At 48.8% G+C, this 16,148-nt stretch carries 17 protein-coding genes; all 17 read right to left on the reverse strand.

The annotated features are described in order from the left end of the window. Positions 1 to 29 precede the first annotated feature (29 nt). Positions 30 to 566: a polysaccharide biosynthesis C-terminal domain-containing protein gene (locus QGT46_RS15100; protein ID WP_148460164.1), complete on the reverse strand. Its 537-nt coding sequence runs from the start codon at positions 564 to 566 to the stop codon at positions 30 to 32. Positions 567 to 657: 91 nt separating this feature from the next. Next, positions 658 to 1,287 (reverse strand): precorrin-8X methylmutase, encoded by a 630-nt coding sequence (locus tag QGT46_RS15105; protein ID WP_148460163.1) that lies wholly within the window; start codon positions 1,285 to 1,287, stop codon positions 658 to 660. After that, positions 1,287 to 2,801 (reverse strand): cobyric acid synthase, encoded by a 1,515-nt coding sequence (locus QGT46_RS15110; RefSeq protein WP_148460162.1) that lies wholly within the window; start codon positions 2,799 to 2,801, stop codon positions 1,287 to 1,289. The genes QGT46_RS15105 and QGT46_RS15110 overlap by 1 nt, the downstream gene beginning before the upstream one ends. Next, on the reverse strand, positions 2,783 to 3,850 hold the full coding sequence (locus QGT46_RS15115) for a pyridoxal phosphate-dependent aminotransferase (RefSeq protein WP_148460161.1): 1,068 nt from the start codon (positions 3,848 to 3,850) through the stop codon (positions 2,783 to 2,785). The genes QGT46_RS15110 and QGT46_RS15115 overlap by 19 nt, the downstream gene beginning before the upstream one ends. Positions 3,851 to 3,867: 17 nt before the next feature. Next, complete coding sequence (gene cbiB / locus QGT46_RS15120; protein ID WP_024727630.1) at positions 3,868 to 4,836, reverse strand: adenosylcobinamide-phosphate synthase CbiB; 969 nt, start codon at positions 4,834 to 4,836, stop codon at positions 3,868 to 3,870. Beyond that, complete coding sequence (locus tag QGT46_RS15125) at positions 4,827 to 5,435, reverse strand: histidine phosphatase family protein (protein WP_148460160.1); 609 nt, start codon at positions 5,433 to 5,435, stop codon at positions 4,827 to 4,829. Before QGT46_RS15125 ends, cbiB begins: the two co-directional genes overlap by 10 nt. Then, the gene (locus QGT46_RS15130; RefSeq protein ID WP_148460159.1) at positions 5,432 to 5,815 is read right to left on the reverse strand and encodes a bifunctional adenosylcobinamide kinase/adenosylcobinamide-phosphate guanylyltransferase; all 384 of its coding nucleotides are present in this window, start codon (positions 5,813 to 5,815) and stop codon (positions 5,432 to 5,434) included. The genes QGT46_RS15125 and QGT46_RS15130 overlap by 4 nt, the downstream gene beginning before the upstream one ends. Before the next feature lie 10 nt (positions 5,816 to 5,825). Then, entirely contained in the window at positions 5,826 to 6,590 is a 765-nt protein-coding gene (locus QGT46_RS15135; protein WP_024727633.1) for an adenosylcobinamide-GDP ribazoletransferase, read from the reverse strand. 9 nt (positions 6,591 to 6,599) lie between these two features. Next, positions 6,600 to 7,112 carry a bifunctional adenosylcobinamide kinase/adenosylcobinamide-phosphate guanylyltransferase gene (locus QGT46_RS15140; RefSeq protein WP_148460158.1) on the reverse strand — a complete coding sequence of 171 codons (513 nt, stop codon included), beginning with the start codon at positions 7,110 to 7,112 and terminating at the stop codon, positions 6,600 to 6,602. A 12-nt stretch (positions 7,113 to 7,124) separates the two neighbouring features. After that, a complete protein-coding gene (gene cobT / locus QGT46_RS15145) occupies positions 7,125 to 8,174 on the reverse strand; it encodes a nicotinate-nucleotide--dimethylbenzimidazole phosphoribosyltransferase (protein WP_024727635.1) in 1,050 nt (349 codons plus the stop codon). Position 8,175: 1 nt separating this feature from the next. Further along, positions 8,176 to 9,564: a cobyrinate a,c-diamide synthase gene (locus QGT46_RS15150; protein WP_024727636.1), complete on the reverse strand. Its 1,389-nt coding sequence runs from the start codon at positions 9,562 to 9,564 to the stop codon at positions 8,176 to 8,178. After that, positions 9,554 to 11,566: a precorrin-6A reductase gene (gene cobK / locus QGT46_RS15155; RefSeq protein ID WP_148460157.1), complete on the reverse strand. Its 2,013-nt coding sequence runs from the start codon at positions 11,564 to 11,566 to the stop codon at positions 9,554 to 9,556. Before cobK ends, QGT46_RS15150 begins: the two co-directional genes overlap by 11 nt. Continuing rightward, positions 11,559 to 12,293 (reverse strand): precorrin-3B C(17)-methyltransferase, encoded by a 735-nt coding sequence (gene cobJ / locus QGT46_RS15160; protein WP_148460156.1) that lies wholly within the window; start codon positions 12,291 to 12,293, stop codon positions 11,559 to 11,561. The genes cobK and cobJ overlap by 8 nt, the downstream gene beginning before the upstream one ends. Beyond that, on the reverse strand, positions 12,283 to 13,329 hold the full coding sequence (locus QGT46_RS15165; RefSeq protein ID WP_148460155.1) for a cobalt-precorrin 5A hydrolase: 1,047 nt from the start codon (positions 13,327 to 13,329) through the stop codon (positions 12,283 to 12,285). Before QGT46_RS15165 ends, cobJ begins: the two co-directional genes overlap by 11 nt. Then, a complete protein-coding gene (cobM, locus tag QGT46_RS15170) occupies positions 13,326 to 14,087 on the reverse strand; it encodes a precorrin-4 C(11)-methyltransferase (protein WP_148460154.1) in 762 nt (253 codons plus the stop codon). Before cobM ends, QGT46_RS15165 begins: the two co-directional genes overlap by 4 nt. Next, entirely contained in the window at positions 14,084 to 14,779 is a 696-nt protein-coding gene (cobI, locus tag QGT46_RS15175; protein WP_024727641.1) for a precorrin-2 C(20)-methyltransferase, read from the reverse strand. Before cobI ends, cobM begins: the two co-directional genes overlap by 4 nt. Next, entirely contained in the window at positions 14,776 to 15,924 is a 1,149-nt protein-coding gene (gene cbiD / locus QGT46_RS15180; protein WP_148460153.1) for a cobalt-precorrin-5B (C(1))-methyltransferase CbiD, read from the reverse strand. Before cbiD ends, cobI begins: the two co-directional genes overlap by 4 nt. Positions 15,925 to 16,148: the final 224 nt, after the last annotated feature.

Here is a 16,148-nt window from a genome sequence, read left to right on the forward strand (position 1 = left end):
TGAAATGTTCACGATGATATGCCTAGGCATCATTCGGAAGATGCTGAAAGAACTGTACCACAAACGGAACGGTGATCACAAATGTCAGAAAATCCGCCACGGTCTGGGATACTTCCACTCCGGTGAGCCCCAACATACGAGGCAGCAAAAAGATTACTGGGATAAAGCAGATTCCGCATGTTGGCACATACCGACATTGGCTGCAGAAACAATGTGAGAAGCTGGGCTCTTAACGCAAAGGTCCCGATCTCAATGACAGCGGGATCATTCCGAAACCAGCCTGCCAGCTGTGAGGATAGGAAAAAGTCCACCACCTGAGACACTGCCGTTGAAATCCCGGCTCCCAGGATCCCCATATGAAATTTTGTCATCAGTACCCAGTCTCCAAAAATATTCAGAAAACCTCCGGCTGTCAGACCGATCATAGCCAATGATGCCTTTCCCTCATACCGCAGAATATTGTTCAGAACAAAGCTGCTTGTCATCAAGGGCGCGGAAATAAGGATACAGGCGGCAGAGGTTCTGGCATAAAGGAGGATTGTATCCGTACTGCCCAGCAGCCTCATCAGAGGATTCAGAAATTTTTATAATGCTCTGCCGCATTCTCTTCCACTTTTTCACCTTCTTTTTACTGTAAAAGTCCTGACAGCGTTTCCCTCACTCCATCATATAAAGCAGTGCATTTACAATACACGCCGCAATATTGCTCCCGCCTTTTCTTCCTCTTGCCACAATATACGGAACTTCTGCATCCATGATCAGTTCTTTTGACTGAACCACATTGACAAATCCCACGGGAACCCCTATCACCAGGTGAGGCTCCAGTTTCCCTTCCCTGATCAGCTCATACAGCCTTATCAGTGCCGTCGGGGCATTCCCAACTGCAAAAATAAACTTCTCACCCAGAGCCGCCGCTTTGTCCATACTCGCCACAGCCCTTGTGGTGCCGTTTGTTTTTGCTGCTTCTGCAACATCTTTATCAGACATAAAACACTGAACTGTTCCTCCATACCGGGCCAGTTTCTTTTTATTGATCCCGGCCCTGCCCATCTGCGTATCTGTCACAATGGATGCGCCGTTTTTGATGGCATCTATGGCAAGCGATACTACATTATCCGAAAAGCAAAGATTTTTTGCGTAATCAAAGTCAGCGCTTGTATGAATACAGCGTTTTACAATAGGTTCTGTTTCGGGAATCAGAGGAAACTCCCCCAGTTCCTCTGTTATGATCTCAAAACTTCTTGCCTCGATCTGTGCAGGCTCCACATTCTCAAGTTCAATCTTCATCAGTCTTTTGCTCCTTTATCGAGGATTTCATATATTTTTTCCATATCCAGATGCTTTCTCAGTTCATCTGCCAGCAGATCATACTGATCTTCCTTTAACTGCCGGTAATCCGTCGCCGGAGCATCGGAAAGATAGATCCCTTTCTTTTCTCCAATGGCACGGACAATCTTTTCCGCCGTATCCGCAAGGTCAAAAATCCCATGGACATAAGTACCGTATACATTTTCCCTGCAAATTCCACATGGTTTCTTGACACCATTCACTCTATCTTCAAGACATATCATAGGCTTTCCATCGCCATGTTGAGTAGAGACCCCCATATGGATTTCATATCCCTCAAAAGAGGCTCCTGAGAGCGAACATAAATCTCCATCCAGTTCAAGGAACCTTCCCTCTACCCGGCTTCTTGTTTTTTGTTTGGAAAAGACGGTGTCGATCGGGAGCAGTCCCATTCCTTTGACCATTCCGCCTGTCTCCACATGATGAGGGTCAGACAGCACTTCTCCCAGCATCTGATAGCCTCCGCAGATTCCAAAAATAATCGTTCCCCCGGAGGCTTCTTTCAGAATCATATTTTCCAAGCCGGACTGACGAAGCCACAGGAGATCCTCAATGGTATTTTTGCTTCCCGGAAGCAGGATCATATCCGGATCTCCGAGTTCTCCCGTTTTTTTTACATAACGCAGAGACACATTGGGAATGAGCTCAAAAACGTTAAAATCTGTAAAATTAGACATTCTCGGAAACCGGATCACAGCAATGTCGACCAATTCCTTTTTTGTCTTCCGGTCAAACCTCTCGGTCAGGCTGTCCTCATCGTCGAGTTCAAGATTCATGTATGGGGTAACCCCTACGACGGGGATCTGCACTTTTTCTTCCAGCATCTCAATACCGGGCTCCAGGATTGTTTTATCACCCCGGAACTTGTTGATAATCATTCCTTTCACCCGCTTCTGCTCTTCTTTGGTAAGCAGCAGCATGGTTCCGGTCAGCTGTGCAAAGACGCCTCCCCGGTCAATATCTCCTACTAAAAGCACGGGGGCATCGGCCAGTTTTGCCATGCCCATGTTGACGATATCGTCCTGTTTCAGATTAATCTCTGCCGGACTGCCTGCACCTTCTATGACAATGATATCATTGTCCCTGCTCAAAGCATCAAATGCCTTTTGGATTTCAGGAACCAGTGTTTTTTTATATGCAAAATACTCCCTGGCGCTCATACTCCCAAGGACTTTCCCGTTTACGATTACCTGTGAGCCGGTATCGCTGGAAGGCTTTAAAAGAATCGGATTCATACAGACAGACGGTTCGATTCCCGCCGCCTCTGCCTGCATAACCTGAGCACGTCCCATCTCCAGTCCGTCTTTTGTTATGTATGAGTTCAGCGACATATTCTGAGACTTGAACGGAGCGGTTTTATAGCCATCCTGCTTAAATATTCTGCAAAGCCCTGCGGTAATAAGACTTTTCCCAACGTTTGACATCGTTCCCTGAATCATGATTGTCTTTGCCATGCTGTTTCTCCTTTCGAAAACGCCTGAAGGATCTGAATGAACCGCCGGTTTTCCTTTTCCGTCCGGACTGCGATCCTGAACCACCCCTTAGACAGCCCCTCATAATTTTCACAATCTCTGATCAGAATTGAGTTAGAAAGGCAGTATTTATAAAAATCCTCCGGACCTTTAAAAAATAAATAGTTGGCTCTGGACCCATAAACTCGAAAGCCTGCTTCCTCCAATGCTTTTTTTAATATATGTTTCTGTGCAGATACGAACCGTACTGACCGCTTTAAATAGGACTGCTCCGACAAAGCCGCAGTTCCTGCGGCCTGGGCAGGCGATGACACTCTCCATGGCTGAGTCACTTCCTCCATTCTGAAAAGAACATTTTCATCAGAACAGATACCGTATCCGAGACGGAGACCGGCCATGGCGTAACGCTTTGTAAATGCCTTCAGCAAAAAAATATTGCGGTTATGTTTCAGGCAGCCTGCCAGCTCATAGTCCTGTCCATCCGGGACGAAATCTAAGAAACACTCGTCCACTGCTAAAAAAACCTGATTTTTTCTGCACTCTTCTGAGAGTTTCAACAGTAATTCCCTGTCGGTCAGCTCTCCCGTGGGATTGTTCGGATTGCACAAAAACACCATATCCAGAGCCGGGGTGATCTCTGAAAGGATCTTCTCTGTCACAAGAAATTCCTCCTGCTCCGTCAAATAAAAATAGGTTATCTGACAGCCTACGCTTTTCAGTGCCTGTTCATATTCTGCGAAGGTCGGGGCCAGGATTAACGCCCTTTTAGGCTTTAACGCCAGTGTCAGGGCAAAAATAAGATCCGCGGCGCCGTTGCCGCAGATCAGCCAGGATTCAGGAACCTGTTCCCAGTCTGATAATGCCTTTTTTAATTTGCTGCAGTGAACGTCCGGGTAGTATTCGACGCCGTCGGCCGAATTCCGAACAGCTTCTCTGACACTCTCCGGCGTTCCGAGAGGATTTACATTGGCAGAGAAATCAGTCACATGCCCGTGACGGTAAATATCTCCCCCGTGTATATGTTTCTTCATGCCAATCCTCCTTCCGGTCAAAACTTCCATCCGATGCACATAAGTATAAACCCAAAAACGGCGGCTGCCAAGAGGCTGCATCCATACATGAGGCCGTTGGCTCTTTTTATATCCTCCGGCTCAGGAGGCCTTAAATCATCACCAATTGTAGGTTTTTCATATAGTTCTCCGAAGTACCAGGCATTTCCTGCCAGCCGGATGTGCAGAGCCCCTGCTGTCACTGCTTCCGTATGGGCGGCATTGGGACTCTTATGATTTCTCCGGTCTCGCCTGTAAATTTGTCTGGCCGCCAATACATCATTTCCAGTAAAAATACAGGCAGCGATCATGAACCATGCAGACAGCCTGGCAGGAATATAGTTTGCCAAGTCATCCAGCTTTGCCGGATATCTGCCGAAATTCAGATATTTTTCATTCTTATAGCCTACCATGGAATCCATCGTGTTGATGGCCTTGTAGAGAAACATCAGTGGGACACCGCCTAACGACATATAAAATAACGGGGCTACGACTCCGTCCGATGTATTTTCTGCCACTGTTTCCACGGCAGCCTTTATAACGCCGGTTTGGGTAAGTTCTTTTGTATCTCTTCCGACGATCATAGAGACTGCCTTTCTGGCCCCCGCAAGAGAGCCTTCAGTAAGCTCTCTGTAAACTTTCATACTCTCATCTTTCAAACCTCTGGCCGCCGTCAGCTGATAACATAAAAAAGACTCCAGGAGAAATCCTGCTGTCTGGCTCCAGCCGTACAGCATTTTCAAGACAAAAAACGGGAGGGCGAAGGAACCGGACCCGATCAGAAGGATCAGAAGAATCCCTCCTGCTCTTTCCCCGCGGGGTGTTTTAGGAAAAACAGCCCGGATTCCCTTTTCCACCGCAGAAATGGCTGAACCGATCAGGCGGATGGGATGATAGAGCCAGCGGGGATCACCAAACAGGAAGTCCAGAAAAAACCCAAACAATAACGCCGCTGCTCTTATTTCCATATGTCTGTTCCCTCTCTTCTTACATAGATTTCACGCCTCCCTGAGGCCCACTGTTTTTCATCTGTCTCTATTTCATATCCCTCCAGATTTTTCACCTGCCAGTGAAAATAATCTCTGTGAGGGATGGCAAAGCCGTCTAAAATACTCATGATCGTGCCTCCATGGACTACCATTGCAAAACTTTTATATTGATACTGTATGCAGTGCTCTATGCATAGAGAAAACCCTTCAAGACACCTGGCCTGAAACTCTTCTCTGCTCTCGCCTTCAGGAAATGGGAGGGTTCCATTACTGGCGATCCATTCCTGATACTCAGGCTCGCCGGATAACTCTTTGTAGTTCTTTCCCTCAAAAATGCCGAAATCACACTCAGCGAACTGTTCCCGGATCACAGGCTTTTTTCCGCAGTAAAGAAGTCCGGCAGTCTGTATACACCGTCTCATAGGGCTTGTATAGACCACGTCTGTCTGCGGATATATCCTGTCCAGACACAAGCTTATCCCTTCTGTACTTAAATCTTCATCTGTTCTTTTCCCGGCATAGCGGCCCAAAGCATTGCTCCCTGTCATGCTGTGCCGGATCAAATATCCTCTGATCATCCCTTGATCACCGTACCTATTCCGCACACGACCCGGTGCACTTCACTGCTCATCCCGGCAAGACAGGTAAGAAGTCTCCCCTCTGTCTCCCGAAAGTTCCGGTCGAATGCATTTACCGGCACAACACCGCAGCCGAGTTCATTGGCTATGAGAACCAGCTCTGGATTTGCTTCGAAAATTTTCCTGGCTTCCTGTTCATAATCCTTTATGTCCGGCAGTTTCCGCCTGATCCATTCATGAAAATGATAAAGGCATTGGCAGGAATAAATCTCCTCCAAAGAACACTCCGCTCCGTCTGTCATCTGGTCTCCCGAAATGCCGGTGACCCTTTCCGCATATTCTTTTTTTCCCTGAAATGCTCCTCCTATGATGATAATCATGACTGCTCCTTTACATTATTTTCTCTATTACGGCCAGGCATATGGCCGCAGACAGCTCACATATCTGCAGAAACCACCCTGCGAGATCCCCTGTGATGCCCCCAAACTGCTTCATCGAGATCCGGTAATACCAGACGAAGGATAAAACGGCTCCTCCGATGCACAAAAGTCCGGCGGCAGGATTCAGGAAGCACATGACGGCCGCAGAACCTGCCGCCGTCACAGCCGAGACTCCGCGCACCGCTTTTTTATGGGCAGCCCCGGAGAAGGATGCCGCAAGCCCTGTTTCTTTTGCCATGGGAAAAGAGGCGATAGAAAATGCACTCAACGCCCGCGACAGCACAAATCCCCAGGCAAGGATCAGAAGATTTCCTCTCCCGATCTCGCTGACGGCACCTCCATATGCCAGAAAATAGCACACACATGAAAGAACGGCAAATGCTCCGCAGTGGGGGTCTTTTAAAATAAGCAGCTTTTTTTCTCTGCCCCGGAAAGATCCCAGAGCGTCTGCAGTATCCATGAATCCGTCCATATGGATGCCTCCGGTGACAATGACCGGGATCAGAGTTAATCCCGCCGTGCGGGCCGGCATCCCAAAATCAAGAAAGCGGCTGAAATCGGACCAGCAAATGACAAGAAGTCCCACAATAACCCCGACTGCCGGAAAGAAACAAAGGGTATATTTCATATGTTCTTTTGTCCATTCACTTCCCGGCACGGGAATTCTGGAATACATGGAAAATGCGATTTTAAAACTGTTCCAAAGCTGGTTCATTTCTTTGCCTCATCCTTTCTGTCTCAGTGGAATCCCGCATACCACTTCCACCACCCGGTCTGCCATCTCAGCCATCCGGCAGTTCAAAGCCCCAAGACATCTCTGATAGCGGATCGTTTCGGCGCCGTATTCTATTCCGTCTGAAAAAATCTCATTGGTGACAATACATACATCCTCTGCAAATGCCAGAAGATTTTCTATGCCGGAGAGAATGGAATCCCTTGTGTCAAGCCCAGCCCCCTCTTCTGTATACATTTCGTTGGCCGTGAGATTTGACATACAGTCCAGCAGTACATGACACCCCTCCGGGAGATGGAGGGCAGAAAGCCCGGTAAAACATTCCACAGTGACAAATCCTTTGTCCCTCCTCATATCCCGGTGTCTTTGAATTTTCTTTCCGGTCTCCTCATCAAACGGCATCATGGTTGCCACATAGATTTTCGGATCGTTCCAGGAATCTGCAAGACTCTCTGCATATTCTGATTTTCCGCTGCCGCTGCCGCCGGTGACTAATGTAAACATCCGGCCCTCCTTTCAGCCGAGAGGAACATACTGTTCCACGTTGATTTCATCAAAGGTGCTCATTTTTTCATAGATATCCAATGTCATGTCCAGCAAAGGAAACAGCATAAGAGCTCCTGTTCCTTCTCCAAGACTCATGCCGCAGTCCAGGCAGGCATCCAGCCCGAGCGCGTCCAGCAGCAGTCCTGCCGCCGGCTCCTTTGACTTGTGGGAAGGAAGCATGGAATGGACTGCATCTGGACAGATTTTCGCTGCCGCCAGAGCCGCTGTCCCGGAGATAAAACCGTCAACCACTATAGGAAGTTTTGCCGCTGCCCCGCCCAGAAAGAATCCTGTCAGAGCAGCCAGATCAAAGCCACCGACTTTGGAGAGAACATCCAGCGGGTCCTTACTGTCGGGACGGTGCATATTTACTGCCTGTTCGATCACCTGAATCTTGCGCCGGAGTCTCTGATGATCGAGACCCGCTCCCCGTCCGGTCATTTCTTCTGCCGGCCGGTTCAGAAGAACGGATGCGACCGCACTGCTGGTGGCCGTATTTCCGATACCCATCTCTCCGGTGGCCGCGATACAATAACCCTGCCGGGAAAGCTCAAATGCCATGGAAATTCCCGCATTGACGGCCCTGACGGCTTCCTCTCTGGTCATCGCAGGCTCTTTCAGCATATTTTTTGTTCCAAAAGCTGATTTCTTTTGGATCAGAGACGTCTCGCATGCGACTCCCACGTCCAAGGCAAACAAATCTGCACCCAGATGCCGGCACATTACACTGGAAGTGGCCCTGCCGTTTAACATATTTTCGGAAACGATCGCCGTGACTTCCTGTCCTGACTGGGAGATTCCCTCTTCCACGACTCCGTTGTCGGCACACATACAAACCAGTGCTTTTTTTGTGAGATTTATGTGCTCACTTCCGGTGATTCCCGCGATCTTTACGATCAGATCTTCCAGCTTTCCAAGGCTGTGCAGCGGTTTTGCTATGCTGTCCCAGCGCTCCCTGCACCGTTTCACAGCGTTTTCATCCGGTTTCTTGATATGACTGCTGATTTCTGTGATGTCCATTTTATCTCCTCTTTTTCGCCTTGTATTGACGGCATTTTATTAAAAATGCCTTTGGAAGTTCCGGAATGCCATAGTAATAAAAATGAGGAAAGCCTGCAAACAAAGTGTCGGATGCGAATATACATTCCCAGCCTCTGCTGCCCACAGGTTTTTTTGCATAGAAATCCTGCCCGCAGCAGTCGGAATCATAGTAGTGAAATTCGTGGGCTGTAAGTTTTGCCGGACCGGTTCCAAACAAGGTTCCCGATCTCTGATGTAAAGAGATATATCCGAACCTCGAAAGTCTGTCCTTTTTATATGCCTTCCCCGGAATCACGCCTGCCATTTTCCTGAAAACGCCGTCTTTATCCTCCATCTCCCTGTGAAGATACAGAAAGCCTCCGCACTCGGCCATACATGGAAGGCCGGAGGACACAGCAGATGCAGTCTCTCGTCTCATCGCATGATTTTCCTCAAGTTCCATTCCATAAAGCTCCGGATAACCGCCGTAAAAGATCAGTCCGTCCAAATCTTTCGGCAGGTGTCTGTCATGAATGGGCGAAAAAAACACAAGTTTTGCTCCCATGTCACTGAGCAGTTCTAAATTTTCTCTGTACATAAAACAAAAGGCCTCATCTTCCGCAATTCCAATCCTTACCTTAGAAAGGTCTGTGTTCTCAAAATAATCCGGAGGATCTGTTTCATCATCTGCCTCCAGAGAAGCGGCACCTTCCGCAATCCTGAATAATGTATCCCAGTCAATGGTTTCTCTCATAATGCCTGCAAGACGGTGAAGCTTATCTTTGATATCCGTAATCTCCTCCGGCAAAATAAGCCCGAGATGGCGGCTTTTAAACACACAGTCCGGGACTTCCGGCACATATCCCACAACCGGGATGTCCAGCTGTTCCTCAATCAACTGCTTCATCCGGGGATAGAGCATCGGAGATATCCGGTTTAAAAGGACTCCCCTGATCCCGCTGTCCTTTTTCCATGATAAAAAGCCATGGATCTGAGCCAGAACAGAGGTGCTCACCCCTTTTGCATCGACGATCAGGACTGCGGGAGTGCCTGTGATTTTACACAGCTCATATGCACTGGCTTTTGTCGTTGTCCCTCCGAGGCCGTCATAATACCCCATGACCCCTTCCATCACAGCCAGATCGGCGTTTTTTGCATGGCGGACCAGCAGGGATCTGACTGCCGGGCCGGGTGTCAGAAAGGGGTCTAAATTCCAGGCATCGGTTCCGACTGCTTTGCGGTGAAACATCGGATCAATATAATCCGGTCCGCACTTAAAGGACACCGTCTTTCTGCCCATCCCGCCGAGGGCGGCAAGAATGCCGCAGGTCACCATCGTCTTCCCGCCTGCACTCTGCGGGGCCGTAAATAAGAGTCTGTCAATCTTCACGGCACACCTCCCCGGTTCCGGAGCAGGCAAGGATAAAAACAGGATTTTCTCCCATCATCAAATGATAGCTGCCGGCTTTTTTCGCCCTGCTCACCGTCACATTCACGATATCCGGCTCCGTAACAGGCAGAGTTTGAAAGGCCTTGACTGCCTCTGTAAGTGTCTCCAGAGTAATGCAGTTCATAACGATCCTGACCCTGGGATTTTTCTTTAATACAGAATGAAGGATTTCTGTAAGATTGCCTGAGGTTCCTCCAATAAAGACATGGGTTGGGGGTTCCAGCCTTTTTATTGCCTCCGGTGCCGTTCCTTCCACGATATGAATAGAATCCATACAAAATTTTCTCCGGTTTTGACGGATCAAATCTGCCGCTTCCGGTTTCTTTTCCACCGAATATACGCGTCCTTCATATGCTTTCTCTGCCATCTCTATGGAGACAGATCCTGTGCCTGCACCGATATCATAGCAGACAGCATCTTTTAAAAGCTTAAGCTTTGAAAGAGTAATGCTCCTCACTTCCTGCTTCGTCATGGGAACCTTCCCGCGCACGAACAGATCATCCTGTAAACTGTGAAGTGCAAAACGTTTCCGTGGCCTGGGATTTTCCACACAGAGCACACTTAAAGCATCCGTCCGGCAGCAAAGGAATTCCTGAGGCAGACCGGATCTGATCTTTTCGTCGGGGTAGGAAAGCCGTTCCCCCGTATGGAAGATAACGTTGTCAAGGCCATATTGAAGGAGTTCCTTTGCCAGCTCCCCGACTTCTGTTCCTGTGCCCAGGATCGCAAATACCTTCCTGCTGGACGCTATTTTCTGTACAAGATGTGTTTTCTGTCCATGGCAGCTTACCATCACTGCATCTTCCCAGGAAAGATGCAGTTTCGCCATGAAATAGGACAGAGAAGAAATACCGGACACCGCTTTTACATTCCATTCTTTTTCTGAAGACAGCAGTCCGTACAGTTTTTTTGCCCCGCTGTAAAACCCGGGATCTCCTGACATAGCAATGACAATATGGTAATAAAATGGATGAGACTTTATGAAGGAAAAGATTTCCTCACTTTTGTATTCCTTATAAAGCTCTGCCTTATGAGCGTTTCCGGCCGCTTTTTCTGCTGCCTCCAGCACCCGGCCGGCTCCGATCAGAAGATCTGCATTTTGGCATGCACGCACTGCCTCCCCGGTCATCATTTCGATACTTCCCATTCCCACGCCTGCAAGAGTAATCTCCGGACGGTATGGTATCTGAAAACGCTCCCTAAGCATCTTCCGGCATTCTTTGAAGTTAAGCCCCTCTTCCTTTTTCGGCCTCCCGATAATCAGAAGCTTTGCCCCCGCCTCTTTAGCAGCCTCCAATTTTTCCGGAAATCCGCCTTCCATTCCGGAGGCCTTTGTCACCATCCATTTACAGTCATACTGCCTGAGCATTGCAGTATTCAGTTCCTTTGAAAACGGCCCTTGCATGCAGATCAGGCGGCTTCCCCGAAACCCGAGTCCGGAACAGCTTTTTACCACGTCCGGCAGGGAGAGGACTCTCGCATAAATCCTCTCTTCATAACCAGGAACCGCGGTAAACTCTGCCAGATCTTTGCTTCCGATTGTCAAAAGAACATTTCCCTCTGTACGTGAAAGAAACTCCGCTGCTTCTTTTGCGGAACTGACATATGTAATGTCTCCTCCGTCCCATGTCCCCTCGTCCCTGACCAGCCGTATCAGCTCCGTATGGGTATGGATACAGGCTGACCGTATATTCTCCGTCACCAATTCTGCATACGGGTGTGTGGCGTCTACCACAAGATCCGGTTTTTCGGTTCTGATCTGTTCTTCCATCTTTTCTGCGGAAAGCCTTTCATAGGACAGGACCATATTCTCCGCTTCCCCGATCAGGCTTTTTCCATATTCAGTTGCCGTAAATACAAAGACCTCCACACCGGCCCGGCTTAGAAACCCCGCCAGTTCCCGGCCCTCTGTGGTGCCCGCAAATAAAAATACTTTATACATCTTTATATCCTCTCGGAGTGACCATCGCTTCGGACAGGGTCTTTGTCTGGGAATTCCCAACAAATACTGTGGTAAACATATCCGCCTCTGCATCTTTAAGGTCCTTAAGAGTCAGGAGAAACTTTTCCTCCCCCTCTCTTCCAATATTTTTTACGATTCCGCATACCGTGTCCGGGGATTTATACTTTAGCATGAGTTCACAGGCCTTTTTCAGATAATCCCGCCGCTTCTTGCTGGACGGATTGTACAGACAGATAGAAAAGTCTGCCCTGGAAGCCGCAAAAATCCGTTCCTCGATGGTTTTCCATGAAGTCAGCAGATCACTCAGGCTGATGACACAGAAATCATGGGTCAATGGAGCCCCAAGCAGCGCTGCTCCGGCTGTGGCCGCCGTGACCCCCGGTATGACTTCCAGTTCTGTATCAGGATATTGTGCGCCGATTTCATACATCAGACCAGCCATCCCGTAGATTCCCGCATCCCCGCTGCAGATCATCGACACGGTCTTTCCCTTCCGCGCCTCCAAAAATGCCATCCGGCACCGGTCTGCCTCTTTTGTCATGGGGGTAGATAAAAATTGTTTTCCCGGCAGGTGATCTCTTACAAGATCAATGTATACGGTGTATCCGATGATGACATCGCTCTGTCTTAAAATATCTGCCGCCTTTACGGTCATCTGTTCAAACGCTCCCGGGCCGATGCCCACTACATATATTTTATGACTCAAACCTGATCCTCCAATCTTTTAACGCAAGAGCTGCGGTCACGCCGTTTCCTGCCTGTCTGCCCACGATCAGTTCTCCTCCGTCTCCGGCCGCCAGAAGGGCGCTTCTCTCACATACATTATCTGCGCCGGTCACACGGCTGACAAAGGCAGAGGACATAAATACTCCTTCTGCCTGCATCAACTCTTCGGCAGTGAAACTTTGAAAAGGAATTCCTTTCTCCCGGCAGAAAACAAGGAGCCCGCGTTCTTCCTTTTTTAAATCAATGCTGGCTGTCAATCCCAATGCCAAAGGCTCAATCCGGCCTTTTTCACAGGCCTGTAAAAAAGCCTGTTTTATGGCTTCTTCCGGCGTGTCTTTTCTGCATCCCACTCCAAAAACGACTGCTTTCGGAATCAGCCTCAGGGTTTTCTGAAAAGGAAGAAAATCCTTCCTCACAGAAATGCAGATGCCGAGTTTTGTGTCTTCTCCCCGTACCAGTCCCTCCGGCAGATTCCCAGACACCGGAAAGTCACTGTGAAACCCGACCGGAATCCCTGACAGCAGAGAGGCTGATATTTCTTTGGCAAGCCCAAGATCCATGATATGCAGACGGTGCTTTTTTGCAAACAGATCCACCGCAAACACCTGATTTATATCCGTAGCCGTAGTAATCACAGGAACAGCCCCCGTGAGGAAAGCCGCCTGTTCTGCCAGATCGTTGGCGCCTCCCAGATGTCCGGACAGCAGAGGAACCGCAAAGCTCGCTGCCTCATCGACTGCTATGACTGCGGGATCAGTGTCTTTGCTTTTGACAAAAGGTGCAATGGCCCTCACTGCGATCCCACAGGCCCCGATGAAAAATAAGGCTTCTTTTTCCCGAAACTGTCTTGCGGTCCAGTCATTTAATGATTCTGTTACACAGTGTACATCCCGGTTCTTAATATATCTGGATTTCACTGAGATCTCTGCCTCGTGACCCGACTTTTTGAGACCCGTCTTCAATTTCCCGGCAATATTCAATCCTCTTTGGCTAAAGCAAATGATGGCTGTCTTCATTTTTCGATTCCTTTTCTGTATCCCGTAGTAAACTCCGGATCATAGAGCTTAGACCTCTTATAATGGTGATGGGAGACCGCATCTCCCACAATGATCAGCGCTGTTTTCGTGATCCCGTGCTCCCTTACCGTCTGGCAGAGAGTCCCCACAGTGCAGAGGAAGGTCTGCTCATCCTCCCAGGTCGCCTTATAGACGATGGCCGCCGGTGTCTCCCGGGTGTATCCGCCTTCCACAAGCTTCTCTGATAATTCTTTTATCATTCCTGTACTGAGGAAAATCACCATGGTGGCCTGATGGGCGGCAAAGGATTCAATGTTTTCTTTTTCCGGGACCGGAGTCCTTCCTGCCATCCTTGTGATGATGACGCTTTGTGACACATCGGGAAGTGTATATTCTAAGTTCAGGGCAGATGCCGCTCCGCAGAAAGAACTGACACCAGGACAGTAATCATAAGGGAGTTCTTTTTCATCCAGAAGATCCATCTGTTCCCTGATGGCGCCGTAAAGACATGGATCTCCAGTGTGCAGCCGGACTGTGTCCTCTCCCGCCAGTTCCCCTTCTTCCATGACCTTGAAAACTTCTTCCAGTGTCATTTCTGCGCTGTTATAGAGCTTACAGTCAGGTCCGGCATATAAAAGAAGCTCCGGATTGACCAGAGATCCGGCATAGATCAGGATATCCGCTGTCTCAATCAGCTGCTTTCCCCGAACGGTGATCAAGTCCGGCGCTCCGCTGCCTGCTCCGACAAAATAAATCATTGTACATCCTCCTGTTCCTTTACGATAATCAGAGAGTAATACCCTGCCTCCTGGGGGATCTCTTCAATGCTGTCATAAAGTCTTTCATTTTTCATTCCGCAGTTTTCTACCATTCTTCCGGCCAGTTTTTTTTCGGACAATTTCTCCTTCACCTGAGCCAGTTGTTTTCCGGCCTTCATGAATACTTTTGTCCCCGAAAGTTCCAGCCAGTCTTCCACCTCATATGCAGCCGGTATAATGTGCAGTGCCTGGTCTTTCTCTGCAAGCCCTGTTTCCATCCTGGCAGCGGCCGCACAAAAGGAAGGAATACCGCTTATGATCTCTGCCGGAAATCCCTGTTTTCTGACGATCTTATGTAAATACAGGTAAGTGGAATACACTGTGGGGTCACCGAGCGTTAAGAATGCGACATCCATCCCTTTCTTAAGACATTCTGTCAGAAAAAAAGCCCCCGATTCATGGCTCTCCCTCAGTTTTTCTTCATCTCTCGTCATAGGCATGTGGATTCCGATCAGTTTTTTATCTTTTATTTCCGGACACGCCTTCGCCGCGATCTGAAAAGCTGTGCTTTCTTCCGGATTTCTGCCCGGAACAGCGACTGCCCTGCACTCCCTGATCTTTCTCACTGCCTTTAAAGTCATAAGTTCCGGATCTCCCGGGCCTACTCCAATTCCATATAGTGTTCCGCTCATTCTATCTCCTTTAGTTTCTGCCATAATAAATCGGTGTGTTTCGTCTGCCCCAGAAATCCGTGCCCGCCAGAAAAGACCACGGCACCGGTCAACAGCCTGTCATAGGCCCTTCGGGAAAGATTTTCCCCGATCCTTTCTAATACGTCTTCCATCGTCCGTTCCAGAATCCCTTCTGATTCCAGAAAAGAAATGCCTTCCTCCGTCGTCTTTATTTGAAGGATCTTTTTGACCGTTTTAAGGCCGGCCCCGTTTCTTACTGCAGCGGCTGCCATAAGCTCTGCCCGGCAGTCTGCCTCTCTCGAGTGGGTATTCATGATCCCGCCTGCAAGCTTGATAAACTTTCCGATATGGGACACAAACAGAATTCCCCTGGCTTTTAAATTGACAGCCATGTCTATCGTATCACCCACAAAGTTACTGCACTTTAGTATGTTGTCTCCCGAAATGCCGCAGTGTGTTTTTACATAGTCAGCCCCGTAATTGCCGGGCGTCACTAAAAGATATCCGTTTCCCTCTGCGAGAAGAATCCGCATCTCTGCCTCAATACTTTTAACCATCGCCGCTTCGCTCATAGGTTCTACGATCCCGGTGGTCCCGAGAATTGAAATGCCGCCTTCGATCCCGAGGCGCGGATTGAAGGTTTTCTTTGCCGTCTCCCCGCCCTCCGGCGTCCGGACGGTTACTGAGAGGCCGCCTTCATAATCGGACCGGTCAAGGACTTCCCGCACGGCATCTGTGATCATCTCTCTCGGCACAGGGTTGATGGCCGCCTCGCCGACTGGCAGGAAAAGGCCTTTTCTTGTAATTCTGCCGATCCCCTCTCCTCCTTCGATGAAAATTCCGGGAGAAGGGATTTTTTTCACCTCCGCATAAATATGAATACCGTCTGTGACATCCGGATCGTCCCCGGCATCTTTGGTAACACAGCAGGAAACCGAATTATCTGATACCCTGAAATCCTCCAGGGGCAGAAAAAGACGGATACCCGCAGGTGTCAGAAGAGAAACATTTGATTCCTGTGTTCCCAAAAGCAGGGCTGCGGCGGCTCCTTTGGCAGCAGCGGCCGCACAGGAGCCTGTCGTAAAACCGCATCTCAGTTCTTTATTCTGTTTTATGACCTTATGCTCTTCAAGTCCCCTGCTCATAGAATTCCTCCCGGTTGTCTTCTCTAGCACAATGTGGGCAAGCCCACTTCAACGCCCCAATCCCTTACGCATCTGTGCACAACCCGCGGAACGTTTTTATTTCATAGGATTAGGGTGTCAAAAGGTCATTGACCTTTGATATAAATTTGTACCTTGAAAATTTAACACGATATATCAATCCATCCGAACATTTGGTAAAATATAAATATCAAATATCGAGGTGA

The sequence above is a fragment of the Anaerostipes faecis genome, assembly GCF_910574135.1.
In the GTDB taxonomy this organism is placed as follows: domain Bacteria; phylum Bacillota; class Clostridia; order Lachnospirales; family Lachnospiraceae; genus Anaerostipes; species Anaerostipes hominis.